33 protein-coding genes are annotated in these 19,873 nt (G+C 57.1%); 27 read left to right on the top strand and 6 right to left on the bottom strand.

The features are described from left to right. Positions 1–75: 75 nt before the first annotated feature. Positions 76–267, top strand: coding sequence for a hypothetical protein (locus tag ACNA0J_RS11420; protein WP_415818981.1), 192 nt, complete (start codon positions 76–78; stop codon positions 265–267). 245 nt (positions 268–512) lie between these two features. Here the strand turns inward: ACNA0J_RS11420 and ACNA0J_RS11415 are convergent, their stop codons facing one another. Next, positions 513–710, bottom strand: a complete 198-nt coding sequence (locus ACNA0J_RS11415; RefSeq protein ID WP_415818980.1) for a hypothetical protein — start codon at positions 708–710, stop codon at positions 513–515. Here ACNA0J_RS11415 and ACNA0J_RS11410 point away from each other — a divergent pair. Next, positions 709–954: a hypothetical protein gene (locus ACNA0J_RS11410; RefSeq protein WP_415818979.1), complete on the top strand. Its 246-nt coding sequence runs from the start codon at positions 709–711 to the stop codon at positions 952–954. The genes ACNA0J_RS11415 and ACNA0J_RS11410 overlap by 2 nt on opposite strands. Positions 955–977: 23 nt before the next feature. Here ACNA0J_RS11410 and ACNA0J_RS11405 read toward each other — a convergent pair whose 3' ends face one another. Beyond that, positions 978–1,250 carry a transcriptional regulator gene (locus ACNA0J_RS11405; RefSeq protein WP_415818978.1) on the bottom strand — a complete coding sequence of 91 codons (273 nt, stop codon included), beginning with the start codon at positions 1,248–1,250 and terminating at the stop codon, positions 978–980. Between ACNA0J_RS11405 and ACNA0J_RS11400 the strand changes: the two genes are divergently transcribed. From ACNA0J_RS11400 to ACNA0J_RS11365, 8 genes are all read left to right on the top strand, one after another. Then, a complete protein-coding gene (locus ACNA0J_RS11400) occupies positions 1,249–1,671 on the top strand; it encodes a helix-turn-helix transcriptional regulator (protein ID WP_415818977.1) in 423 nt (140 codons plus the stop codon). The genes ACNA0J_RS11405 and ACNA0J_RS11400 overlap by 2 nt on opposite strands. A 97-nt stretch (positions 1,672–1,768) precedes the next feature. Then, positions 1,769–2,635, top strand: coding sequence for a DUF2569 family protein (locus tag ACNA0J_RS11395; RefSeq protein WP_415818976.1), 867 nt, complete (start codon positions 1,769–1,771; stop codon positions 2,633–2,635). A 37-nt stretch (positions 2,636–2,672) separates the two neighbouring features. Further along, a complete protein-coding gene (locus ACNA0J_RS11390; RefSeq protein ID WP_415818975.1) occupies positions 2,673–2,906 on the top strand; it encodes a hypothetical protein in 234 nt (77 codons plus the stop codon). 44 nt (positions 2,907–2,950) lie between these two features. Further along, entirely contained in the window at positions 2,951–3,754 is an 804-nt protein-coding gene (locus ACNA0J_RS11385; protein ID WP_415818974.1) for a DUF3800 domain-containing protein, read from the top strand. Between the two features lie 352 nt (positions 3,755–4,106). Then, a complete protein-coding gene (locus tag ACNA0J_RS11380) occupies positions 4,107–4,463 on the top strand; it encodes a hypothetical protein (RefSeq protein ID WP_415818973.1) in 357 nt (118 codons plus the stop codon). Positions 4,464–4,557: 94 nt separating this feature from the next. Beyond that, positions 4,558–5,058, top strand: a complete 501-nt coding sequence (locus tag ACNA0J_RS11375) for a zinc-finger-containing protein (RefSeq protein ID WP_415818972.1) — start codon at positions 4,558–4,560, stop codon at positions 5,056–5,058. Next, positions 5,055–5,255, top strand: coding sequence for a hypothetical protein (locus ACNA0J_RS11370; RefSeq protein ID WP_415818971.1), 201 nt, complete (start codon positions 5,055–5,057; stop codon positions 5,253–5,255). The genes ACNA0J_RS11375 and ACNA0J_RS11370 overlap by 4 nt, the downstream gene beginning before the upstream one ends. Then, positions 5,252–5,590 (top strand): hypothetical protein, encoded by a 339-nt coding sequence (locus tag ACNA0J_RS11365; RefSeq protein WP_415818970.1) that lies wholly within the window; start codon positions 5,252–5,254, stop codon positions 5,588–5,590. Before ACNA0J_RS11370 ends, ACNA0J_RS11365 begins: the two co-directional genes overlap by 4 nt. 20 nt (positions 5,591–5,610) lie before the next feature. On the opposite strand, the gene ACNA0J_RS11360 is transcribed toward ACNA0J_RS11365, so the two are convergent. Next, positions 5,611–5,778, bottom strand: coding sequence for a hypothetical protein (locus tag ACNA0J_RS11360; RefSeq protein WP_415818969.1), 168 nt, complete (start codon positions 5,776–5,778; stop codon positions 5,611–5,613). Between ACNA0J_RS11360 and ACNA0J_RS11355 the strand changes: the two genes are divergently transcribed. From ACNA0J_RS11355 to ACNA0J_RS11315, 9 genes are read left to right on the top strand one after another with little or no spacing between them, the layout of a single operon-like run. After that, the gene (locus ACNA0J_RS11355; protein WP_415818968.1) at positions 5,777–6,583 is read left to right on the top strand and encodes a RecB family exonuclease; all 807 of its coding nucleotides are present in this window, start codon (positions 5,777–5,779) and stop codon (positions 6,581–6,583) included. The genes ACNA0J_RS11360 and ACNA0J_RS11355 overlap by 2 nt on opposite strands. 15 nt (positions 6,584–6,598) lie before the next feature. Next, positions 6,599–7,813: a recombination protein RecT gene (gene recT / locus ACNA0J_RS11350; RefSeq protein ID WP_415818967.1), complete on the top strand. Its 1,215-nt coding sequence runs from the start codon at positions 6,599–6,601 to the stop codon at positions 7,811–7,813. Between the two features lie 33 nt (positions 7,814–7,846). After that, on the top strand, positions 7,847–8,866 hold the full coding sequence (locus tag ACNA0J_RS11345) for a ribosome modulation factor (RefSeq protein WP_415818966.1): 1,020 nt from the start codon (positions 7,847–7,849) through the stop codon (positions 8,864–8,866). Positions 8,867–8,870: 4 nt separating this feature from the next. Continuing rightward, entirely contained in the window at positions 8,871–10,658 is a 1,788-nt protein-coding gene (locus ACNA0J_RS11340) for an AAA family ATPase (RefSeq protein ID WP_415818965.1), read from the top strand. 29 nt (positions 10,659–10,687) lie between these two features. Continuing rightward, positions 10,688–11,305, top strand: coding sequence for a 3'-5' exonuclease (locus ACNA0J_RS11335; protein WP_415818964.1), 618 nt, complete (start codon positions 10,688–10,690; stop codon positions 11,303–11,305). A 1-nt stretch (position 11,306) separates the two neighbouring features. Further along, positions 11,307–11,744, top strand: a complete 438-nt coding sequence (locus ACNA0J_RS11330; RefSeq protein WP_415818963.1) for a hypothetical protein — start codon at positions 11,307–11,309, stop codon at positions 11,742–11,744. Further along, entirely contained in the window at positions 11,741–12,409 is a 669-nt protein-coding gene (locus ACNA0J_RS11325; protein ID WP_415818962.1) for an HNH endonuclease signature motif containing protein, read from the top strand. The genes ACNA0J_RS11330 and ACNA0J_RS11325 overlap by 4 nt, the downstream gene beginning before the upstream one ends. Continuing rightward, complete coding sequence (locus tag ACNA0J_RS11320) at positions 12,390–12,638, top strand: hypothetical protein (protein WP_415818961.1); 249 nt, start codon at positions 12,390–12,392, stop codon at positions 12,636–12,638. Before ACNA0J_RS11325 ends, ACNA0J_RS11320 begins: the two co-directional genes overlap by 20 nt. Continuing rightward, on the top strand, positions 12,635–13,153 hold the full coding sequence (locus ACNA0J_RS11315; RefSeq protein WP_415818960.1) for a hypothetical protein: 519 nt from the start codon (positions 12,635–12,637) through the stop codon (positions 13,151–13,153). The genes ACNA0J_RS11320 and ACNA0J_RS11315 overlap by 4 nt, the downstream gene beginning before the upstream one ends. 17 nt (positions 13,154–13,170) lie before the next feature. On the opposite strand, the gene ACNA0J_RS11310 is transcribed toward ACNA0J_RS11315, so the two are convergent. Further along, positions 13,171–13,887, bottom strand: coding sequence for a hypothetical protein (locus tag ACNA0J_RS11310; protein WP_415818959.1), 717 nt, complete (start codon positions 13,885–13,887; stop codon positions 13,171–13,173). Positions 13,888–14,006: 119 nt separating this feature from the next. Here ACNA0J_RS11310 and xisR point away from each other — a divergent pair, with 119 nt between their 5' ends. The 3 genes from xisR to ACNA0J_RS11295 all read left to right on the top strand — a co-directional run bounded on the left by xisR (position 14,007) and on the right by ACNA0J_RS11295 (position 16,017). Then, entirely contained in the window at positions 14,007–14,204 is a 198-nt protein-coding gene (gene xisR / locus ACNA0J_RS11305; protein ID WP_415818958.1) for an excisionase family protein, read from the top strand. Beyond that, positions 14,162–15,427, top strand: a complete 1,266-nt coding sequence (locus ACNA0J_RS11300) for an Arm DNA-binding domain-containing protein (RefSeq protein WP_415818957.1) — start codon at positions 14,162–14,164, stop codon at positions 15,425–15,427. The genes xisR and ACNA0J_RS11300 overlap by 43 nt, the downstream gene beginning before the upstream one ends. 407 nt (positions 15,428–15,834) lie before the next feature. Then, positions 15,835–16,017 carry a PmbA/TldA family metallopeptidase gene (locus ACNA0J_RS11295; protein ID WP_373558285.1) on the top strand — a complete coding sequence of 61 codons (183 nt, stop codon included), beginning with the start codon at positions 15,835–15,837 and terminating at the stop codon, positions 16,015–16,017. Here ACNA0J_RS11295 and ACNA0J_RS11290 read toward each other — a convergent pair. Beyond that, positions 16,009–16,287 (bottom strand): hypothetical protein, encoded by a 279-nt coding sequence (locus ACNA0J_RS11290; protein WP_415818956.1) that lies wholly within the window; start codon positions 16,285–16,287, stop codon positions 16,009–16,011. The two genes, ACNA0J_RS11295 and ACNA0J_RS11290, sit on opposite strands and share 9 nt — an antisense overlap. A gap of 274 nt (positions 16,288–16,561) precedes the next feature. Beyond that, positions 16,562–16,723 (bottom strand): hypothetical protein, encoded by a 162-nt coding sequence (locus tag ACNA0J_RS11285; protein WP_179266633.1) that lies wholly within the window; start codon positions 16,721–16,723, stop codon positions 16,562–16,564. Positions 16,724–16,860: 137 nt separating this feature from the next. On the opposite strand from ACNA0J_RS11285, the gene ACNA0J_RS11280 reads away from it, so the two are divergent. The 5 genes from ACNA0J_RS11280 (at position 16,861) to dksA (ending at position 19,667) form a co-directional block, all read left to right on the top strand. Continuing rightward, positions 16,861–17,124, top strand: coding sequence for a hypothetical protein (locus tag ACNA0J_RS11280; protein WP_094837629.1), 264 nt, complete (start codon positions 16,861–16,863; stop codon positions 17,122–17,124). 424 nt (positions 17,125–17,548) lie between these two features. Further along, on the top strand, positions 17,549–18,007 hold the full coding sequence (gene fabZ, locus ACNA0J_RS11275; protein ID WP_415818955.1) for a 3-hydroxyacyl-ACP dehydratase FabZ: 459 nt from the start codon (positions 17,549–17,551) through the stop codon (positions 18,005–18,007). 124 nt (positions 18,008–18,131) lie between these two features. Then, on the top strand, positions 18,132–18,380 hold the full coding sequence (locus tag ACNA0J_RS11270; RefSeq protein WP_094837631.1) for a hypothetical protein: 249 nt from the start codon (positions 18,132–18,134) through the stop codon (positions 18,378–18,380). Between the two features lie 335 nt (positions 18,381–18,715). Beyond that, a complete protein-coding gene (locus ACNA0J_RS11265; protein WP_415818954.1) occupies positions 18,716–19,150 on the top strand; it encodes a hypothetical protein in 435 nt (144 codons plus the stop codon). 55 nt (positions 19,151–19,205) lie between these two features. Next, complete coding sequence (dksA, locus tag ACNA0J_RS11260) at positions 19,206–19,667, top strand: RNA polymerase-binding protein DksA (protein WP_415818953.1); 462 nt, start codon at positions 19,206–19,208, stop codon at positions 19,665–19,667. The last annotated feature ends 206 nt before the right edge of the window (positions 19,668–19,873 follow it).

Below are 19,873 nucleotides of genomic sequence, written 5' to 3'. Positions count from 1 at the left end.
CTACGATCAGCAGTGCCCGGGTACAACGGGCGTGGCGACCAACCACAACCCACTTTCCCCACAGGAGGGGTTCTTATGAGAGACCACGATTTCAAGCGTGCGTTGTCTACTTTCATCGAGTTGTCCAAGTCCCAACCGGGACTGCTTGTCAATGCATCACACACTTCCAAGAACGGCGAACTCGTAGCCCAATTCGTCTGGGGGTTCATCGACGAGTTCAATCGGCAGTACCAGGAAAAGGTAAGGGGAGAGGCGATCAAGACGTAATCCCGTTTGTGGCCTGCCACGCTCGTACGCCGGCCTCGGCTGTCGTGCGGGCGTGCTCAGTGGCCTCTGTAGTTTCTAGACCTCTCACCAAAGCATTTGTCGCTGCTCTCAATGCGGCATCGACAATCGCTTGCTGGATTGCGTCGGGAATCTCGCCCCGTTTTATTGATTCGCTCATCGTTTTCTCCAGGCAGGTTCAAACATCGGTCGGTCCGATCGGGATCCGCTCGTCTTTGGGATCTGGGTCATTCATGAGGCGACTCCTGAGCGCTCGAATCCTTGAGGTTTCGAATTTCAACTTGTGCTACAACTTGTGTCGGATCGGAGTTGCCCCGGACGACGGTTGCCGCCGTGAGTTCGTACGGGATGCCGCCGATCTTGATCAGACTTCCCTCAGGAAGCGTCCATTCGCGCAGCGAAATATCAGGAGACTTAGTCATCATGGCCCTTTACTTTTTGAGTTACGACTTGAGGAAAGCTCGGAATTACCAGCCGCTGTACGACGCGCTCAAAGCCGTCAACGCAGTGCGCGTTCTGGAATCGTTGTGGGCGTTCAAGCTGGATGGAGTTACGTGCGCTCAATTGCGCGACCACTTCAAGCAGTTCATCGACAAGGACGATGGGCTTTGCGTCGATCAATCGGTAGATTGGGCGACATACAACGCGCTCGCCACCCCTCCACAGTAAGTACGCATAGAGAGGGAGGGGTATCAAGCCACCTCCCGCTGCTGGGCGAGTTCGGGAACCGCCTGCCGCAAAACCGACCAATCTACGTCGGGACGCAGCGCCTCGCAGGTGACAGCCTCTCCTCGAGCTTTTGTCTCTCGCTCGATGATCGGACAGTGCTCGGCCGGAATGCGGCGCCCCTGTTCTTTGTATTGAGTCACCGCGCCGCGGGTGACCCCGAGCAGGCGGGCCAATGCAGCAGCGGACCCAATAACGCGGGCCGCTCTGTCGAGAGGATGTTCAATAGGTGGCTTCATGCATGAAAGTATAGAAATTCTTGACTTTGAAAGTCAAGAAAAACTAGACCTGTGCCGTTTAGGTTTTCTCTACACTCCCCGCATGAACATAGGACATTGGGTCAAGCAATGCCGTAATGAGGCAGGGCTCACGCAGACCGAACTAGGCGAGAAGTTGAGCGTTTCCAAAGGAAATGTCTCGGCATGGGAGACCAATAAGCATGAGCCCAGCTACGTGCAGATGGTGGAAATAGCCAAAGCTGCCTTTTTTAAAGTCCCGCTGCCTGGAATTGAGATGCCTGGCTGGCCCTTTAAGGAAATTACGCCAGATCAGTTTGCTCTGCTTTCAGAGGCTGACCGCGCCAAGGTGGAAGAACGCGCCCTTACCCTGATTGAGGGCAAGGCGGGAAAAAGCCCTGCGACAGGCGCGGCCGCTGCCTAAACCGAAATACTTAAAACTGATCTGGTCCGAGGGAAAATATTTGCCATGAGTGTGACTAAATGAGAATGGTGAAACAACTATTTTTATTGGGGATGTCATGAGAGCACTGGTACCTCTTATCGGGTTTCTGGCATTTACGGCCTATGGAATAGCGCAACTCGTGGCCGGCTACATCGGCATTGAATATCACCTTGGTGTGGGCTGGGCTTGGGCAGCGCTAACCGTAGGTCTTGTATTTCGCTTCACTCTTCCTGTGACAATCGGGGCGTTCTTTGGGGCGATGGACGTTTGGCATTGGCATTGGGTGATGGCTTTGGTGTTTGCCGCTCCAGGTCTGGCTCTGATTGTTCCTGGGGTAATTGCAGCCGTCATCGGTTCTTTTCGTGATCTATTCACGCCGTCAGGAAGTTCTAAGCCAGCGCGGACAGTTCAAGCTCGAGATGTTGTCGGACCTACGGGAGTCGGCGGGTGGCTCTGGCTTCCAATAGTTGGCCTGATGATCTTTCGTCCCCTAGGTAGCTTTGGAGCGACGTTAAGAAATATCGATGAAACGGAGAAACTGTATCCGCAAATAATTGGCATCCCTGATTGGTCTAACTACAAAACTGCCACTTGGTGTTTAGTGGTCGCAGGCTGCGCTATATCGATCGCCGCTGGATATCGGTTGTGGAAAGACCACAAACCACAATCTGTAAAGCTAGCAATGTTTGCATTATGGCTGCCCGTAATTACGTTGCTGCTGGACGCTATCAGCGCGAATGTGTTCTTGGGACTTCGTTTGAATGATTACTTCGATCCTCAGGGAGTCGGGTCTGCTCTCGGTGGAATGATCGTTGCAGCGCTGTGGACTTGGTATTTCAAGCGATCGAGGCGAGTCCGTAATACCTATTACAACAGGCTATATCCAACCGATGATTTGCACGGAAGAGTGACCTTCCCAGAGCGCAGGGATCCGACGCTCTAGTCCGAAAAGCCCAACATATCAGCCGACGAGGTAATGCATGGAATTGATCGCGGGTTTCTACATGCTGGCAATACTCATTTTAGGTTTTGTCCTGGAGCGCAAGCGCGGCACTCCATTTCCTCTGACGTATTCGTGGGGCATTGCCCTCGCGTTCGTCGGCACAGCGGTCTATCAGAGTACAACGCGTGCCGACATCGATTTAACAACGGTCACGTTGGCCGTGTTCACCACCATGTTTGCTGCCTATATCACTGCCAATAAAGGTATGTGACCAACCCCCCCCCACCGAGAAGCCGACGAGCAAGGAGCGAAAGCATGAGAGTTGTCTATGTAGATGAAGCTGGAACCTCTGACTCCGAACCTCATCGCATAGTTGTAGGAGTTCAGGTTGCTGACAGCGAAATGTCAGCGCGAGCAGAAAACGCGATTCGAGCTGTTGTTAATAAATTTGTCCCCGCAGATCTAGGTAAAGATTTTATCTTTCATGGGAAAGAGATTATCAACGGCGGTAAACGAGTCCCTCGCGAACGCTGGCCGCTAAGCGATAGGCTGGATTTTTTCAAATCATTTGTCTCTATCCCACGTAGCTTGGGAATGCCAATCCATGTGGGCGCTACGAAGGCAAACGCACTAAATGGAAATTTTCCGGAAGATAAGATCAGTGCATCTGAGCGCGACCATATGATGGCTTTCGCCTTTATGCTTCAAGCGGCAAATCGAATCATTAAACGCATGGCAGGCAAAGGCGAGCGAATACTCGTTGTACACGAAAGTATTCCAGAGCGGCAACAATTTTTGAGCAAAGTCTATCAAGTTGCGAGGCAGGTGAGTGTTCAACTATCGCCGGAGCAAGTTCAACCTTTACCGTTAGGATACTCCCATCCAGATGGATTACTTTTCTCTGCTGATCTATTTGTAGATGCTCCTGCATTTGCCCAAAAAAAGGAATCTCCGATGTTGCAATTGGCTGATGCATGTGCGTATACCTTTCGTCGATATTTAGCCGGTTCTAACGGGGGGGCAGAGCTCTTAATGGCCATGATCGGTCGAGATGCTTTGCACCCAAACTGGTGCGAACCTTGTGCGAGCGTGACTTACTATGCTTCCAATGCTGTTTAGACTTCCATCGACGGTGCGCCGCACAGAATGAAGAGTCTTGGGTAACATGGTCCCACACGAGCGATGGCCACGTAATCCATATACATGGGAGTAGCGCTGCATCCGGCGGTCCGCTGAAAACTGTCGGTAGCTGAGAGGGAACGGGTTAGCCGGCCTCACACAACAACCGCCTCCGGGCGGTTTTTTATTGCCTACGCCCGCCGCTGAGCGGCTTTTTGTTGGATGTGTGCCGCATCAGGGTTTGCTCTAGTCAAGATTCTCTAGCCATTGTCTAGATTTTCTTGACACATAAAGTCTAGTTTTTCTATACTTTCTCCCAAGCCCATCACAACCGCCGGGCAGGGAGAAAGAAATGCACACCAACCTAGCAGCCTTACCAGATGACGCCGCCCGCGTCGGTGAAGCCGACCAGGCTGACGACACCGCAGTTTCCAAGCCCGATGACGAGTGCATCCTGGGCCCGATCTATGACCTATTCGCCGGCCGCATCACTCGCGCCTATGGCGAGGATCTCGAGTGGTGGGCCGAGACGTTCAGCGATATCGGCGCCGTCACCATGGGCCAAGTCGCGTTGGTCTGCATGAGCAGTTGGCCATTCGATCGCAAACGGGGCGAACCGGGCATTGCCGAGCTGAAAACCGAGCTCGTCAAACGCGCACGGCAGCTGCTCACCAACATGACTGCCGAGGACCTGGAGGTACTCCAGTGATCGCCACGCTGACTTTCATCGTATCCGGCCTTGTTGCCGCATTTCCTCTCGCCCTGTTGGGCGATCGCGTCATGACTCATTTCAGGGGCAAAGCATGACTATCCAAGTGCTGGGTATCGACCCACGTAGCCGCAGCAAGAACAAGCTGCAGGCGCCCGCGCCACTTCCTCATGTCTCTCGCCGTGCGCTTGCTCGAGTGCGCGATCGCATCGAACCGCCGAAGTCGTGCCACTGCTGCGGCGGTCCGGTGCGGCTCAGCGACAACAGCGTGATCTACAACGGCCGCTCGTATGGCGACTGGCCGTTCGTGTATCGCTGCACGCAATGCCAGGCGTACATCGGCCTGCATCCGGACACTGATTTGCCGCTGGGTCTGATGGCGGATCGTGCGACTACCAATGCACGCAAGCATAGCAAGGCCCCGTTTCAGCGTTTGCTGGTAAGCCGCTTTGGCGGCGATCGCAGCCGCGCTTACGCATGGCTCGCTGAAGTCCTGGGGATCTCGCGCTCTATCTGCCATTTCGGGATGTTCACGAAAGAGCAGGCCGAAAGGGCAGGGGAGATCTGCCGCCTCGAGCTCGGGGGCTTGGTATGACGGCCGTGACGATCTGGGTGTTGATGGCTTTCATTCCGCCGAGCCATAACCGCCCGCCGGTGATGGTGATTGAGCGGTTTGCCTCACAGGCTGACTGCGAGTCGCGCCTGGTCATCTTCCAAGCCCACACCGTGAAATTCGCGTGTCTGCCGTCGCGGCAGATCAGCACACACCCTTTGATTGAGCCAAAGCAATGACACAAGAAAACCCCAGGCACGTTATCGGGCCATGGTCGCTTGGATTTGATCCTGTTCCGTTCTCCGAGCTCGTCGGTAGTGAGGGTGGATGGGTCGAAATCAACAGCCCAGAGCACTCCGGCTTCGCGTTGGTTGTGTGGCGCATGGAAGACGACGAACGCTCCCCAGAATTGGAGGCCACTGCCCACCTGATCACCGCCGCGCCTGAATTGCTCGAGCAGCTCGAGAAGCACTCGGCTTGGTTGTCCAAGTTGACCGACTGGGCTGGCGTGGGAGATCCCGATCTAGATGGTTTGCGTGCCGCCATCGCTAAGGCCAAGGGGGAACAGGCATGATCGGCCGCGTCTTCAAATTCCTAGCTGACCACCGTGACGCCATTGTCGCGGCCTGGGCTGTGAGCTGCGCCACCGTTGGTCTGTGCATCGGTACCGGCGTTATCGGGCCGACCCTCGATAGCCAGGCCCAAGCCAAAGCGGCCGGCGACAACGCGGCCTATGCCGCACGCTGAGAGGACATCGAACATGCAATCTAGCGTATTCACTGTCCGCGCCAGCAGCTGGGGTTCTTTGTTCGACTGCGCACATGCCTGGGAAGGAGTGCACATCCTGGGTATTCGTAAACCCTCCGGTATGCGCGCCTTGCTCGGCACTGCTGTGCACGCCGGTACCGCTGCGTTTGATCGCGCGCGGTTGGATGGCACGCCGTGCACCCCGGACGATGCGGCCGGCGTACTGGTGGACACACTGAAAGATCCTGGTTTCGAGGTTGACCAGACCTCAGACGGGATCTCGATCAGCCAGGCCGAACGCATTGCGCTGCCCTTGCTGGTTCGCTACTGCGCCGACGTGGCGCCGCAGTTCGATTTCATCGACGTCGAAACCCAGCTCAATCCGTTGGATATCGATTGTGGTGGCGGCATGACCGTGCGCCTCACAGGATCGATGGACCGGGCGCGCGTGGCCGAAACCGGCGAAGGCGTCGTGATACCTGACATCAAAACGGGCCTGCGCGTGGTCACGAAAGGCGAGGCCAACATCCACGGCCGATCACCTCAGACCGGTACCTATCAGCTCATGTACGACGCGACCAAGGGTTTGCGTACCGCTGGGGCTCAGATCATCGCACTGTCCACCAGCGGCAGCACAGACACCGCCGTCAGCAAGGTATTCGACGCGCGCCGCGTCATGGTCGGTACCGATTCAGAACCCGGCCTCATCGAGCACGCCGCGTCGATGTTTCGTACCGGCCTTTTTCCTCCCAACCCCTCCAGCGTGTTGTGCAGCAAGAAGTATTGCGCCCGTTGGAACAGCTGCATCTTTCACGAGTAATTCCTGGAGCCATCAATGTCCGACAACACCACCTCAATTGCCAACCTGAAACAGACGTCCAAGATGGTCGCCAAACAGGTCGGCGCCGGCACGATCAAAACGTTTTTCGAAAGCCAGAAAAGCACGCTTGCCGCGGTGCTGCCCAAGCACGTCAGCCCCGATCGCATGCTGAAGATTGCGCTGGGCGCAATGCGCACGACGCCCAAGCTGATGAACTGCACGCTGGAGTCGCTGCTCGGTGGCGTGGTGCAGTGCTCGCAGTTGGGTCTGGAGCCCAATACGCCGCTGGGCCATGCCTATCTGATCCCATTCGATAACCGCAAGAAGGGAGTCACCGAGGTCCAGATCGTACTGGGCTACAAAGGCCTGATCGACCTGTCGCGCCGTTCCGGCCAGGTCGTAAGCATCGCCGCGCACGAGGTGTGCGAACACGACAAGTTCGACTATGCCTATGGCCTGGATGAACGCCTCGACCACCGTCCTGCGATGGGTGAACGCGGCAAGGTCATCGCTTTTTACGCGGTGGCCAAGCTCAAAGACGGTGGCCATGCCTTTGAGGTCATGAGCCGTGCCCAGGTCGAGAAGATCCGCGACGAGAGCCAGAACTACAAGTTCGCCAAAGACAAGGCTGGCAGCGTGTGGGGTCAGCACTTTGTTGAAATGGGCCGCAAGACGGTGTTGCGTCGTCTCTTTAAATACCTGCCGGTCAGTATCGAGTTGGCCACTGCCTCGGCACTGGACGATCTGACGACACGCGGCGTGTCGCAAGAGCTGGATATCAACACGATCGATGGCGAGTTTACGGTTATCCCGACCGGCGATGAGGACGGCGTTGACGGTGCCGACGACAGCATCGATCCAGAAACTGGCGAAGTACTGAACTCCTCCCCAGAGCAGGCGAAAGCCGAGGCCGGTAACCCGGCGCAGGGCGCGACAGTGGCCGCCCCTGCAGACGAAGGGCAGGATGCTCCAGCGGACGATGATCCGGGCCTGGATCCCGTGAAGGTCGCGGCTCAGCTCAATGCCGCCAAGGATCTGCAGGTGCTTGAGATCGCCGCCGATTCCATTGAGGGAGTGGCAGACGCCGCCGCGCGCGCACGACTACATGAAATCTATCAGCAGCGTCGTATCGCTATGGCCCGCCCGGCACAAACGACGCAGGCTGATCCCGTCGAACAGCAGCAAGCACCGCGGACCACGCAACGCCGCCGTATGGCGGCGCCCGAATAAGCCCCCACTTCATCCCACCCGGAGCCCCACAACATGACACACCAAGATCCTCGCGAAATGACCGCGACCACCATCGGCAAAGATCTCTTATCTGCTCTCGTTCAAGAACTGAAGCTGCTGCCCGACACCTGGCCGAAGCTGTCGCAGGCCAAGCAGGACGACATCATTGACCGCCTGCGCGATCGCGTTGAGTACAACATCAAGATGGCCGTCCACCTGATCGCCAGCGAAGGCCGCACGGTCGTGCAAGGCGACCTCGAGCAAGTGACGATCAAAGACGGTGCCAAATGCGTGATCAAGGTCGGCCGCGGCGCCGAATCGCTGCACGAGTTGTACGACTCGCAGGGCAAGGCCGTCTTGATCGTCGTGGCCGATAGCCAGACCCACACCAGTGGGATGGGTGCTGTGCGCGGTGAGAGCGATCAGCGCTCCATGGATCTCGGCAACGAGTACACCGATGAGGACGGCGACGGCATGGACGACCAGGACGACGATGACGTGGTCGATGCTGAGTTCCGGGATATGCCGCAACTCGAGGGACCTCAGGGCCCTACGAAAGAGGATCTGGACCAGGCTTGGAACGATGGCTATGCCGCTGGATCTGAAGGCCAGCCAGAGTCGGCGTGCCCGGTCATGGATGGCCAGCTCTGCATTCAGTGGGTTAAGGGCTGGAAGGCTTACCACGAAGACAGCGAACCTGTGCGCACAGTCGCTGGCGAACTGCCCAACGAGAATGGCGTTTATGAGGCAGATCCAGATCTCACCATCGAATGGTCTCGTCTGAAGCATTCCGTGATCATTGAGTTGATTGAGCTCGAGAACGGGAAATGGTTGTACGCCGTCGAGCTCAATAACATCAATGGCCAGTACAGCAGCAGCCCGTTGTCATCCCACGCTTCGGCCGACAGCCGCGAGGATGCGTTGCGCACTATTCAAAGCCGCCTGATTCAAATCTATGCCAAGGGCAGCGACAGCGGCCTGAAGGGCCGGGCGTTCGAAAGTTTCCGCCAGTTTGTCGATGGCCTGGTTGAACCGGCTGACGCGGAGGCCTGACGCCATGCGCTTGACCAATCTATCTATCTCGAATTTTCAGGGCATTGCAGCAGCGGATCTGCCGCTGCCCACACCCGTGGCGTTTATCACTGGCCACAATGGCGCGGGCAAGTCCACCATTGCGGACGCGGTACGCGCTGCCCTGTTCGGTGCCGCCGATCGCGTGACCTTGAAAAAGGAACTCGGCCTGGTCGTGCACGAGGGCACCAAGCTGGCCGCCGTTGAGGTCGAAGTGGACGGTGCACCAGTGTCGATTGCGCTGCCCAGTGGTAAGCGTTCTGGTGAGGATGCTGTGCCGACCAGTCCCGCGTTGCCCTACGTGCTGTCGCCTGAGCTGTTCGCAGCGGCAAAGCCCGACGAGCGCCGCCAGCTGTTGTTTACTCTGACCGGCACTCGCGCTACGCCTGACGAGATCGAGCGCAAGCTACTCGAGCGAGGGTGCGACAAGGCGTTGGTGACGCAGATGAAACCCATCTTGCGCAGCGGCTTTTCCGCCGGCGCCGAGTTCGCGAAAAAGCAGGCGACCGAGGCTAAGGGCGCCTGGCGGGGCGTGACCAGTGAAACCTGGGGCAGCCAAAAGGGCGAGAGCTGGCAGGCCGATGTTCCTTCCTACGACCAAGCGGCGGTGGACGCAGCGCAGGCCGAGCTCGCCGGCGTTGAACGCCGTGCCGAGATCGTCGCGAAGTCACTAGGCGGCATGGAACAGAAGCTCAAGGCCTTTCAAGCGCAGAAGGATCAGTTGGCCAGCCTGAAGGAGCGGGCAGGGCGGGTGAGTGCGCTGCGCGCCAAACTCGAGTGTGATCAGCAGGATCTGGCGACGTGGACGAGAAAGGTCGAAGAGTTGCAGGCCAAGGCCGGTACCGGGCCACGTGACGGGTTGGTGCATGACCTGGCAAGAGGTCTCGATCATCTGGCCAGCAAGGCCATCGGAATCAAATCGGAGATGGCGGACGACGGCGACCGTGCTGCGTTGAAAGCCTTGAATGCCTACGAGCTCCAGTACGGCGCATTAGACGCCGTAGGCGACGCCGAGTCGTCTGCCGCGCTGCCCAAGGCCATCGAAGCGCGGGATCTGTCTGCTCGTGCGGTTGAGAACACGCGGCGCGATATCGCTGCAGCTGAAGCTGCTGCAGAGCAACAGAGCGGCAGCGCCGCACCCGAGGCGATCTCTGAAAGCGATGTGGCAACGATCCGCACAAACCTGGCCAGCCTGCATGGCGAACGTCAGGAACTGCGCGCCCGCGTCGATAAGCTCCTCGAGGCCAAGCGCGCCGCCGTCAGCGCAGACCAGCGCACGCAGAACGCCGCCTCGTACCACGCCGAGGTCATGGCATGGGATGCGATCGGCAGCGCGTTGTCGCCCGACGGCATCCCCGGCGAGATTCTGGCCAAGGCACTCAAGCCGTTCAATGACGAGCTGCTGTCCATGTCCGATTGCGCTGGCTGGCGTGCAGTGCAGATCGACGGCGACATGGCCATCACGGCCGGAGGCCGTCCGTATCGTCTGCTGTCGGAATCGGAACAGTGGCGTGCCGATGCGCTGCTGGCCCTGGCGATCGCATTTCTATCTGGCCTGCGCTGCGTGATCCTTGATCGCTTTGACCATCTCGACCTGGCCGGCCGATCGGAGGCCTTGGGCCTGCTCGACGCGATCGCCGCCGACGGGGACATCGACACCGTTCTGTTGCTTGGCACGCTCAAAACCGCGCCCGCGGCGCCCAGCGATGCATTCACCGTTTATTGGGTAGAGCAGGGCCATATCGGCGCACAGCCATTGCAAAAAACCGCCTGATCCGCCGACCGCCTCACGAAAGGACCACCATGAATACCGCTCTCTTTTACGACACAGAAACCTCGGGTCTGCCGATTTTTAGCGCGCCATCCGAGGATCCTGGCCAGCCTCACATTGTGCAGTTGGCAGCTGCATTGGTGGATCTGGACACCCGCGAAACGTTGGCCAGCCTCGATGTGATCGTCCGCCCGGATGGTTGGGAGATCCCAGACGCGGTCGCAGCTGTCCATGGCATCACGACTGAGCGTGCAGCCGCGCTGGGTGTGCCCGAGTCGCTGGCCCTGTCTCTGTTTCTCGAGATGTGGTCAGCGTGCAGCCGTCGCATTGCCCACAACGAACAGTTCGACGCTCGCATCATCCGCATCGCCCAGCATCGAGCGGGCGAGCTGGAAGGCGAGCTCGAGGCCTGGAAGGGGGGAGCCGCAGAATGTACCGCACGCCTGGCCACGCCGATCGTGAAATGCCCCCCCACGGCCAAGATGGTCGCCGCCGGCCGGAATCATTACAAGACCGCCAACCTGAGCGAGGCGGTGCTGCACTTCACCGGCAAGCCGCTGGAGAACGCGCACAGCGCCATGACCGACGTGAAAGGCTGCATGGACGTGTACTTTGCCATCCAGGATCTGCAGGCGGCGGAGGCGGCTTGATATGAGCAACCCGCACCGCAAGGCCAGGCGTATTAAGCGCGGCGTGCCGCGCTACCCGAAGCGAACGCCGCTCTTGGGGCGGTCGTGCGATCGCATCAGCATGGATATGCACACGGCCTTAGCTCGGCTGTTTGTATATCCATCGTCTGATGCACGGGACGATGTCGCAGACATTCTCAACGTGGTCAGCTTGTGTATCCAGGGAGATCGGCGTTTCCTCGAGGAGCAGGCTGTGCTTGAGCAAGCGGCCACCGTGCTCAATGCCTACCGCGCGCCGGCGGTACTCAGTGATGACGACCGCCACATCCTGGCGAACACGGCCAGCGTCATCGATACGATTCTCGGCTTGCTGGACACGGAGACCTTGGCGGAGTCAGAACATGCGTACGTTGTTGCGGCGAAAGCTGCACGCATGAACGGTGCAGGGGCCGCGGCATGACTCGTAAACCTTGGACAGACACCGAAATCAAGGTGCTCAAGCGCTTCTATGCTGACATGCCCGGCGCTGCGATCGCCGCTGCGCTGGGCCGTCCAATTTCCCAGGTCTATGGCAAAGCCAGGAAGTTGGGCCTGGCCAAGTCCGAATCTTTCTACAACGGCCCTCACTCTGGGCGCCTTACCGATGGGACGCTCGGCGTCTCCGGCCGGTTTCAGCCAGGTATCGTCCCGTGGAACAAGGGCAAGCCCGGATCCGCGGGACTCCATCCCAACTCGCGACGGACGCAGTTCAAGAAGGGCGAGATGTGCGGTGCTGCACGCCATAACTACGTGCCGATCGGGACCACCCGTATGAGTAAGGATGGCTACCTCGAGGTCAAGACCAACGACGATCATCCGGTGCCTGTCCGGCGCTGGGTGGCCGTGCACCGAGTGGTCTGGGAGGCCGAGCATGGGCCAATTCCCAAGGGCCACATTGTCTGCTTCAAGCCAGGCATGCGCACATCCGTCCTCGAGGAAATCACTGTCGATCGCCTCGAGTGCATCAGCCAGGCCGACAACATGCGGCGCAACACCCTTCACAACTATCCCAAAGAAATCGTGGACGTCATCCGCGCCCGCGCCGTCCTCAATCGGAGAATTAATCGTGTCCAGAAACATCAGTGATTTACGCGAAGCCATGTTCGATACGCTGGCCGATCTGCGGGCTGGGAAGATAACGGTCGAACAGGCCAAGGCGATCAGCGACGTTGGCCAGGTGATCATCAATAGCGCCAAGGTCGAGGTCGATTACATCCGGGCCAACAACGGTGGCCATGAATCGCCTTTCCTTAAGGAAAAGGAAGATTTGCCACCGGGCGTCACTGGCATTCGTCAGCATCGGATAGCGGGATGATCATGACGGCCAATCCAAACCAATGTACCCACGGTAGAACCCATCCCGCTAATTGCTGTGTGTGCACCGAGATTGCGCACAAAGCGGAAATTGCGCAGATCAACGAAGAGATATCCAAGCTGCGCCTGGCGGGTGACCGAGAGCCCACTGGATTCGCCCATCGTTATCAAGACACCTTTGGCGATCTTGCTATACGACATGCCTCCGAAGTTGCTGGCGTCGAGCGCGAAAGACTTTACGGCCTGGCTTGCGGAACTCCGCTGCTAGCGCAAGATGCCATCCACCCATTCCGCAGCGGCATGACCTACCTGGTCGATGCGTTTGGCAACATCGGAGCAGCGTGGGATGAGGACGGGAACCAGCTTTATCCGGATTTGCGTGAATCTGACCCACTGTATCGTTTGGTCAAGGACAAATTTACCAGTGGTAATGCCATTCCCGTCGAACGCATCACTATCGTGCGAGCGGAATACGACGCCGCCATAGCCGAGCAGGGCAAGGAGGCGAAGCAATGAGCAATCCGCCCACCTATCTATTGAGGTACCCAACTCACGTTCGAAATTGTCATAAACGAACTGGTGTCGCTTACGTGGTTCCTGGCGCGAGAATTGATGACCACTCGACTCTCAGTGGGGTTGAGGTTGCAATAAAGGTTGTTCTTCGAGATCGACGGCGCACCATCCTCTCTCGCTATGAGCAAGTTGCACGAATTCCCACTCTTGGTCATCGTAACAACGATCCAGCGTTGCTGGAGTTCAGCCAGGGGCACGGCGAAGGCCTGCCCCGGCATACCAAATTTGGCTACCCCCTCTTCGACATTAGCAACGATCAGGTCCAACTCTTCCTCAGATTCGAATGGCACTGGAGATGCGTTTATCGTATATACCCCGTCGGATGTCGCGATATTCGAGTGAATGTACAGGCGAGCAGAAAACACTCCATCACCTTTTATCGTCGAAGAAAGTCTCGTTGCACAGCGACCTCCATGTGCGTTTGTATCGTCCACCCGCTGGAACCTCAGCCGCCATGTGGAGCAATCACTGTCCGGGCTGCATTGCCAGTTTTGTGCAATGGTCACAGTCCTTGTGTCGCTCTCGTAGTCGTTAGAGTGTCCATCCACTCTGTTGCACACGGCAGGATATCCCGGCGGTGCGCCGATGTGTACTCGAAAGATCGGATCTTCCTGCGCCACGACGTTGGCCGCAAAACCAATCATCAACGAAGCCACTACAACTCGTGCAATCGACATGACACTCTCCGTGGTAGATGGAACGGGGCAATGCATTGTGGTTCAACTTTATCTCAATTTCGACGTCATGAAGCGTGGTCGGTATCCGCCACGCTGAACCGGGCTGAAGGAGGTGAGTCATGAAATGGGTCAAACTTGCCAAGTACTGCGAGATGAGCGGCGACACCCCTGACGCCATCTATGCTAAAAATCGTCGCAGGATCTGGACGGATGGCGTCCACTACAAGAAGGCGGCTGACGGTTGCCTGTGGATCAACACCGAGGAAGTGGATAAATGGGTCGAGCAGGATCAGAGCCAAAGCCGCCGCGCGGCGTAACGATCCGCGATCTGAAAGATGGCCAGCGGCTGCAGATCGCGTTCAGCTATAAGGGGGAAGAGTGCCGCGAGTTGCTCCCTCCTGGCAGGATCACCAAGTCATATATTGACTACGCGGCAGGCTTGCGAGCTGAGATCAGGCGCAAAATCAAAGACGGCGTGTTCAGCTACCGGGCATATTTCCCGGAGTCTCCCAGAGCCGCTCGCCTGGACCCCGCTGACGATGGTGGTCGGCCAGGCGGGAAAATACTTCTGGGGGCTATGTTGAAGCGTCAGAAGGCTTTGTACGAGAAACAGGCTGAAAACGGGACCCTATCCGCCTCTACGCTCCTGGGCTACGACAAGGCCATTCGGATCTATCTATTGCCTCGCTGGGAGAACACTCCGCTCGATGAGCTAACACCCTCGATGTTGAGAGAATGGATTGCAGGGATGGGTGTCACCAGCAAGAGCGTGCGCAATCGGCTGACGCCCTTACGATCTGTCCTGGACGATGCTGTAAATGACGAGCTGCTCGAGAGCAACCCGTTGAACCGGATTGCCCTGAAAAAGCTGATTAAGCAGACTGCCAAGAAGTCGGAGTACGTTGTCGATCCGTTCGACATGGACGAGGTGGCCGCGTTATTGAATGCCGCTCGATCAGATGAACGGCCGATGATCCAATTCTGGCTGAGGGCCGGGCCAAGGCCTGGCGAGATGTTGGCTATGCCGTGGACCGGCACGGACTGGGTGCACGGTCGCATGCGCATCGAGGACAACATGGTGACCGGCATGGTGGACGGCAAGGTACAGCAGGTCATCAAAAAGCCCAAAACCGAGGCCGGCGTTCGCGACGTGGATCTCGATGCTGATGCCATGGCCGCGCTCCAGGCGCAGAAAGCATACACATTTTTGGCTGACGGCCGGATCTGGCATGACCCCAGGAAGAACGCCCCGTGGGAATCAGAAGCGCAGTTCCGCAAGAGTCTATGGCAACCACTGTGCAAGCGGGCAGGGGTCCGATACCGTAACCCTTATCAGCTGCGACACACCTACGCCAGCACACTTCTGACGGCCGGTGCGAACCCCTATTGGGTGGCTAGCCAGCTCGGGCACGTCGATGTTGAGATGGTGTTTAAAATCTACGGCAAGTTCATTCCCCGGAATTACCAGAAGGCCGGCGCATTCGCACGGGATTCGCACGGCGAAGAAGAAAGCCTGAAGGGCGCGTCCGTAAAGGCTTGATTCGTAGGATAAATTCCCCCTTGCAATTTGGGGTTGCCGGCGGTTCAATTCCCCCCGGCTCCACCAAATTAGCAAGTCTTGGACAGGGGCGGACGGGTTAACCGGTCCGCCCTTTTTTTGTCGGTCAAGGACACTAACTTCCATATATTGACTTCAGGGCTGGAGAATTTCGATGCGGCCCTGCTACCCGCTTCAACGTAGATTTTCTGACCTGTTGGTCTCCCTCCCATCGACGCCCGGTTGTGTGATGAGCGAAGACCGGGCCGCCAGCTAGGAACGCAGTTGCCTTCTGTTGTGACAGCGTGTGCAGTGCCGGTCCGAGTAGCTTGATCTCGCCCCATTTCAGGGCGACCATCTCGCTCGTTCTCAGTCGGGTCCAAAACATGAACTGCCATTGATTGAGAAGAGTGGGCGGGCAACATGAGAGAATTCGTGCCCGCTCGTCCGGTTTAAACGGGTCTATCCTGTCTCGTGATTTTGGTGCCTCTTTGCGCCTATACGTCCAGCTGCGCATTGGATTCGCGTCGATCAAATCGTCATCAATGGCGGATGTCAGAACCGCTCGCAAATTGAAGGGTGCCTTATCGTAGTCCCAGCAGAACGCCAAGCGCCACCACTGCGGCGGCGCATATAGCTATCATTTTCCATGGATTATCGCGCACGAATTCGGCTGAGGCGTCCGCTGCGCTTTCCAGATTATGCTTCGTCGCGGCGTGCACAGAATCAAACCAACGATTACTGTCGTCACTTGGCGATTCGCCACTTCCTTGAGGAAGGTTCTTGACTTCATTATCCGAAGTTACCGGAGATGTATTGCCCTGGGGTTGTGATTGGGAATCGGTGCTATTTTGGCTATTCATTGAGTGCTCCTAGAAAGAGCAGAAGTACTTTTTTCGTACGACCTCGATGTCGTCTATTGCAGTCATCTCGCATTACGTGCTTTTGACGCTTTGAGTTACCAGGATGTCCTGTTGCTGCCGACCCTCGTGTTCAGACGATGAGTCAGCACACAACGGTGCCCCGCCCCTTGCCACTCGGCGCTCCCCCAAAGAAACATTAGATCTAGTACCTACGGTCTATCTTCGATTGGGGGCAATATGGACATAGGATCGGGTTACCTAACCCAGATCTAGGCTATTGGGGGGTGCTTTGTTTGTTCGGATCGCTTTGAGCCTGCTTGCGCGCAGCATCCTCTTTTTGCTGCTGCGTTTGCTGGTCTTGCGATTGGTTGGGTGCTTGCTTCTTGTCCGGCTCGTCTGGGGTGACGGAAGCAGCGAAGCGGGTGGGAAATGTCATGATGGTACCTCTTAGGTTGCTGTGGCAGGATGCCACCTCTTCACGGTGCGCTCTTGCTGCCTTATCCCCTAGCGTTTAATTGAAACAATTAATCATTTGGTGAGCTGTACACTAATCGTGGACTTCGGGAGACCAATATGACCAAGTCAACACAGCAGTCTGACAATGAGCGATGGGATAGTGAGGGCGGGTCGCAAATTGCTGAGCTAGCTAAATCATTAGCAATAGATGAGTTGGAGGAGACGGATCGGCGCATTCTTGCGTTTTTGGGCGCGTCGGTTCTTTGCTTGTGGGACGAGCTCCCAGACGACGCGCGCCAGAAGGTTCTTAACGGAGAGTTGGTTCAAAGAACGTTTGATGAGTCTGTCGTGAAAGCTCGACTTGCTCTCTTATTCAAGTAGCAGAGGATGCCGCCGATCGATGTCCAGGAGGGGAGATGTGGATTTGCAGACATTGTGGAGTAGAGGCGAAGGCCGGAGAAACTGACGCCGAGCATGACGAAGACGGATTCTATTTTCGGTGTCGTAGATGCCAGTGCCGCAATGGTTTAATTGACGCCGCGCGTAGAGACGTCGGCAGCGCTGTTGGGTTGATTCAACCTGACCCGTAAATTAGCCTTCTTTGACCGATCTCGCCCTTAGGCGTAATTGCCATACTCCCTACCATAATTATGGGCGCCGTATGGGTTGCCCGCTTGCGCCCCTTGATGCCAAGGCAATCGCGATAAGAGTCGCTCGATAGGATGTGTGTGGGATACTAGGCGTTTGATCCATGTCTGGATCAATGCCTTAGTCACGGGTTCCAGTGATACTACTAGAGGTTGCTATGGACCTGGACATCAAATCTATCATGGGGCGCCTCCCGCATCGTTACCCCATGCTCCTAATAGATTATGTCGTCGAAATTGTTCCCCGGAGCAAGATTGCGGCCACTAAAAATGTGTCAGCTAATGATCCATTTATCGCCCATGGTCAATGCATGCCGGCCGTACTCATTGTCGAGGCAATGGCACAGTCGGCAGCTTTGTTTTCCTTTGCGGATGAGGGAGATGAGCGACGTCCGGAGCAGGGGAAGGCCGTCTACTATTTTCTTGGGATCGATGATGCAAGGTTTTTGAAGCCGGTCGTCCCTGGAGATCAGTTGTGCATCGAGGTAAAGGCATTGAGGTTAAGCCGCGCGATTTGCAAGTATCATGGGCAAGCATTTGTTGATGGAGAGCTCGTGGCTGAAGCCTCGATACTGTGCGCCATACGCAACTCTCCCGAGTTGCTTGCGTCTCGATAAGAGGGGGTCTGCTAGATCCAAATGCCAATGCAGACGTAAGGTCACAGCGGTTGCTTAGCCGTTCTGCAGGTCGGACCCACGCGATACTGTAAAGGCTCAACATACCAGTCTGAGGCGTCGTATCATGAGCAAATCAAAGGGCGACGCGCAAAGCGTCGTCAGTATTCGGGTAGGTGCACTTGCGGGCCCCAGCGATGTCCTGATGTTGCGTATAGACTATGTCACAAATGGTGTCCACGGAGAGAATAGTGCCACCACCACTTCGCGGGTGAAGGTCTTCACGCTGACCAATGGTCAAGCAGAAGATTTGGCAATGCAACTTAACAACGCGCTTCGTTGGATCGAAGGTAAGCCGCGTGATCGTTTCCATTGACAGACGCTGATTCATGGCGGCTTTTCAGTCGAAGGCCGCCTTTATGGAGTTAGCCAGCACGTTGCGTAGCGCCAGCCATCTGAAGGTCGACCGAAAAGCGCGCGAGCTGCTGGTGCAAAAATGGACCAGGATCGCACCGCGCAGCAAGGCGTCGACGGCGGCGGTGGAGGGACACGCTCGGCAGATTCGAGCGTTTTCAACTGGCATCGGCGTAGCTCGCACCGAGGGGCCACGCAAAGATCGTTATTTACACGCTAGAGGTGTATGCTGGATGCAAGCGTGCATGTTGCGGTGCACTTCATCATTGCCGGACTACATTCAAGGCGCGAATGATCATGAAGATCCTGGAACGCTTCTTGGCACGCGTGCTGCACGTTTTTGTGAAATTGCTGCCACGCGCCAATGGCCCCACACGAAGTGAAACTCCGGTGTCGTCGCATTCGCGACGTCATGGCGACGCTATGCGGTCGCCGTGGCGGATTTATCGCTTGTATGCGATCAATTCAAGGCTCCTGTTGCGTGGAGAAACTGGCCGAATCATCAGCATAGGGACTTATGCCGGTGATGCGCCAATAATGAAGTACAACCTGGGGGCGGGCGCCACGCGTGGGCCATGCTCATCGTTGCCCTTGCTGTTGGCCGATGTCTCCGAACATTTGACTGCGTCCAAACTTGAACTGTCCCTGGCGCAAGCCTCAGAACATGTGATTGCGTCAGCCGAGTTGGATCGTAGTCCTCACCTTGATGTATCGCTGCCCCTGCAACCGTGAGAATCGGGGGCCGCATTGGCCGGCGGGCAAGTGACCGCTCATTTAGGAGGTGGCTATGAAAATTCCGTCCACTCAACAGGCCCGAGCGCTAGCAATGGCCGATCATCCATTGACACTGGCGGCACTATTGAAAGCGCCCAAACGCGATTACATGTCGGAGCGGCAATTGCAGTTCTTTCGCCTGCTTTTGATCAAGTCTCGTGCGCAGCTGTTGGCGTCCGCGTACGACATGCAGATTCGGCTTAAAGAGGACGAGGTCCACGCTGACCCCTCTGACAAAGCGTCAATCGAAGAAGAGCATACGCTTGAACTGCGGTTGCGCGATCGAGAACTCAAGCAATTGCGCAAGGTCGATCAGGCCTTGGAGCGTATCGAGGAGGGTACTTACGGGTGGTGCCGAGACAGCGGGGAGCCCATCGGACTAGGTCGGCTATTAGCTCGGCCTACTGCGGAGCTGTGCATCGAAGCACAGGAACGCCACGAGCGGATCGAAGCAGGCAGAGCGAAGCCGCGCTGATTCAGACTTGCGGAGCGTGGCTGAGTCGTTATAGGAACCCGGGCGCGTTGCTCCTCGCCGGCACGGCCCTGCGCAAAGTCGTAGATCACCGCCTTCAGCGAGTCAAAGGTTAGCGTCCGGGCAACCCATCTTGATACGTTAGGGCGTATCGATGAGCATAAGTCTCCATTTATATAGGTGGAGCAATGCACTCTTCAGACCCTCTT

This window comes from Bordetella tumbae, from assembly GCF_965139195.1.
GTDB classification, from domain to species: Bacteria; Pseudomonadota; Gammaproteobacteria; order Burkholderiales; family Burkholderiaceae_B; genus Bordetella_A; species Bordetella_A tumbae.
This window is presented reverse-complemented; position numbering and strand designations above follow the sequence as displayed.

What these genes read in the sequence shown, in the direction of transcription:
- ACNA0J_RS11405 (WP_415818978.1), bottom strand. Translation starts at nt 1,250, where the DNA reads ATGAAGCCACCTATTGAACATCCTCTCGACAGAGCGGCCCGCGTTATT.
- fabZ (WP_415818955.1), top strand. Translation starts at nt 17,549, where the DNA reads ATGGACCTGGACATCAAATCTATCATGGGGCGCCTCCCGCATCGTTAC.
- ACNA0J_RS11410 (WP_415818979.1), top strand. Translation starts at nt 709, where the DNA reads ATGGCCCTTTACTTTTTGAGTTACGACTTGAGGAAAGCTCGGAATTAC.
- ACNA0J_RS11365 (WP_415818970.1), top strand. Translation starts at nt 5,252, where the DNA reads ATGACACAAGAAAACCCCAGGCACGTTATCGGGCCATGGTCGCTTGGA.
- ACNA0J_RS11270 (WP_094837631.1), top strand. Translation starts at nt 18,132, where the DNA reads ATGAGCAAATCAAAGGGCGACGCGCAAAGCGTCGTCAGTATTCGGGTA.
- ACNA0J_RS11315 (WP_415818960.1), top strand. Translation starts at nt 12,635, where the DNA reads ATGATCATGACGGCCAATCCAAACCAATGTACCCACGGTAGAACCCAT.
- ACNA0J_RS11340 (WP_415818965.1), top strand. Translation starts at nt 8,871, where the DNA reads ATGCGCTTGACCAATCTATCTATCTCGAATTTTCAGGGCATTGCAGCA.
- ACNA0J_RS11330 (WP_415818963.1), top strand. Translation starts at nt 11,307, where the DNA reads ATGAGCAACCCGCACCGCAAGGCCAGGCGTATTAAGCGCGGCGTGCCG.
- ACNA0J_RS11265 (WP_415818954.1), top strand. Translation starts at nt 18,716, where the DNA reads ATGAAGATCCTGGAACGCTTCTTGGCACGCGTGCTGCACGTTTTTGTG.
- ACNA0J_RS11300 (WP_415818957.1), top strand. Translation starts at nt 14,162, where the DNA reads ATGGGTCGAGCAGGATCAGAGCCAAAGCCGCCGCGCGGCGTAACGATC.
- ACNA0J_RS11420 (WP_415818981.1), top strand. Translation starts at nt 76, where the DNA reads ATGAGAGACCACGATTTCAAGCGTGCGTTGTCTACTTTCATCGAGTTG.
- dksA (WP_415818953.1), top strand. Translation starts at nt 19,206, where the DNA reads ATGAAAATTCCGTCCACTCAACAGGCCCGAGCGCTAGCAATGGCCGAT.
- ACNA0J_RS11415 (WP_415818980.1), bottom strand. Translation starts at nt 710, where the DNA reads ATGATGACTAAGTCTCCTGATATTTCGCTGCGCGAATGGACGCTTCCT.
- ACNA0J_RS11400 (WP_415818977.1), top strand. Translation starts at nt 1,249, where the DNA reads ATGCATGAAAGTATAGAAATTCTTGACTTTGAAAGTCAAGAAAAACTA.
- recT (WP_415818967.1), top strand. Translation starts at nt 6,599, where the DNA reads ATGTCCGACAACACCACCTCAATTGCCAACCTGAAACAGACGTCCAAG.
- ACNA0J_RS11285 (WP_179266633.1), bottom strand. Translation starts at nt 16,723, where the DNA reads ATGACATTTCCCACCCGCTTCGCTGCTTCCGTCACCCCAGACGAGCCG.
- ACNA0J_RS11290 (WP_415818956.1), bottom strand. Translation starts at nt 16,287, where the DNA reads ATGAATAGCCAAAATAGCACCGATTCCCAATCACAACCCCAGGGCAAT.
- ACNA0J_RS11370 (WP_415818971.1), top strand. Translation starts at nt 5,055, where the DNA reads ATGACGGCCGTGACGATCTGGGTGTTGATGGCTTTCATTCCGCCGAGC.
- ACNA0J_RS11385 (WP_415818974.1), top strand. Translation starts at nt 2,951, where the DNA reads ATGAGAGTTGTCTATGTAGATGAAGCTGGAACCTCTGACTCCGAACCT.
- ACNA0J_RS11280 (WP_094837629.1), top strand. Translation starts at nt 16,861, where the DNA reads ATGACCAAGTCAACACAGCAGTCTGACAATGAGCGATGGGATAGTGAG.
- ACNA0J_RS11395 (WP_415818976.1), top strand. Translation starts at nt 1,769, where the DNA reads ATGAGAGCACTGGTACCTCTTATCGGGTTTCTGGCATTTACGGCCTAT.
- ACNA0J_RS11345 (WP_415818966.1), top strand. Translation starts at nt 7,847, where the DNA reads ATGACACACCAAGATCCTCGCGAAATGACCGCGACCACCATCGGCAAA.
- ACNA0J_RS11335 (WP_415818964.1), top strand. Translation starts at nt 10,688, where the DNA reads ATGAATACCGCTCTCTTTTACGACACAGAAACCTCGGGTCTGCCGATT.
- ACNA0J_RS11355 (WP_415818968.1), top strand. Translation starts at nt 5,777, where the DNA reads ATGCAATCTAGCGTATTCACTGTCCGCGCCAGCAGCTGGGGTTCTTTG.
- ACNA0J_RS11325 (WP_415818962.1), top strand. Translation starts at nt 11,741, where the DNA reads ATGACTCGTAAACCTTGGACAGACACCGAAATCAAGGTGCTCAAGCGC.
- xisR (WP_415818958.1), top strand. Translation starts at nt 14,007, where the DNA reads ATGAAATGGGTCAAACTTGCCAAGTACTGCGAGATGAGCGGCGACACC.
- ACNA0J_RS11390 (WP_415818975.1), top strand. Translation starts at nt 2,673, where the DNA reads ATGGAATTGATCGCGGGTTTCTACATGCTGGCAATACTCATTTTAGGT.
- ACNA0J_RS11310 (WP_415818959.1), bottom strand. Translation starts at nt 13,887, where the DNA reads ATGTCGATTGCACGAGTTGTAGTGGCTTCGTTGATGATTGGTTTTGCG.
- ACNA0J_RS11380 (WP_415818973.1), top strand. Translation starts at nt 4,107, where the DNA reads ATGCACACCAACCTAGCAGCCTTACCAGATGACGCCGCCCGCGTCGGT.
- ACNA0J_RS11360 (WP_415818969.1), bottom strand. Translation starts at nt 5,778, where the DNA reads ATGTTCGATGTCCTCTCAGCGTGCGGCATAGGCCGCGTTGTCGCCGGC.
- ACNA0J_RS11375 (WP_415818972.1), top strand. Translation starts at nt 4,558, where the DNA reads ATGACTATCCAAGTGCTGGGTATCGACCCACGTAGCCGCAGCAAGAAC.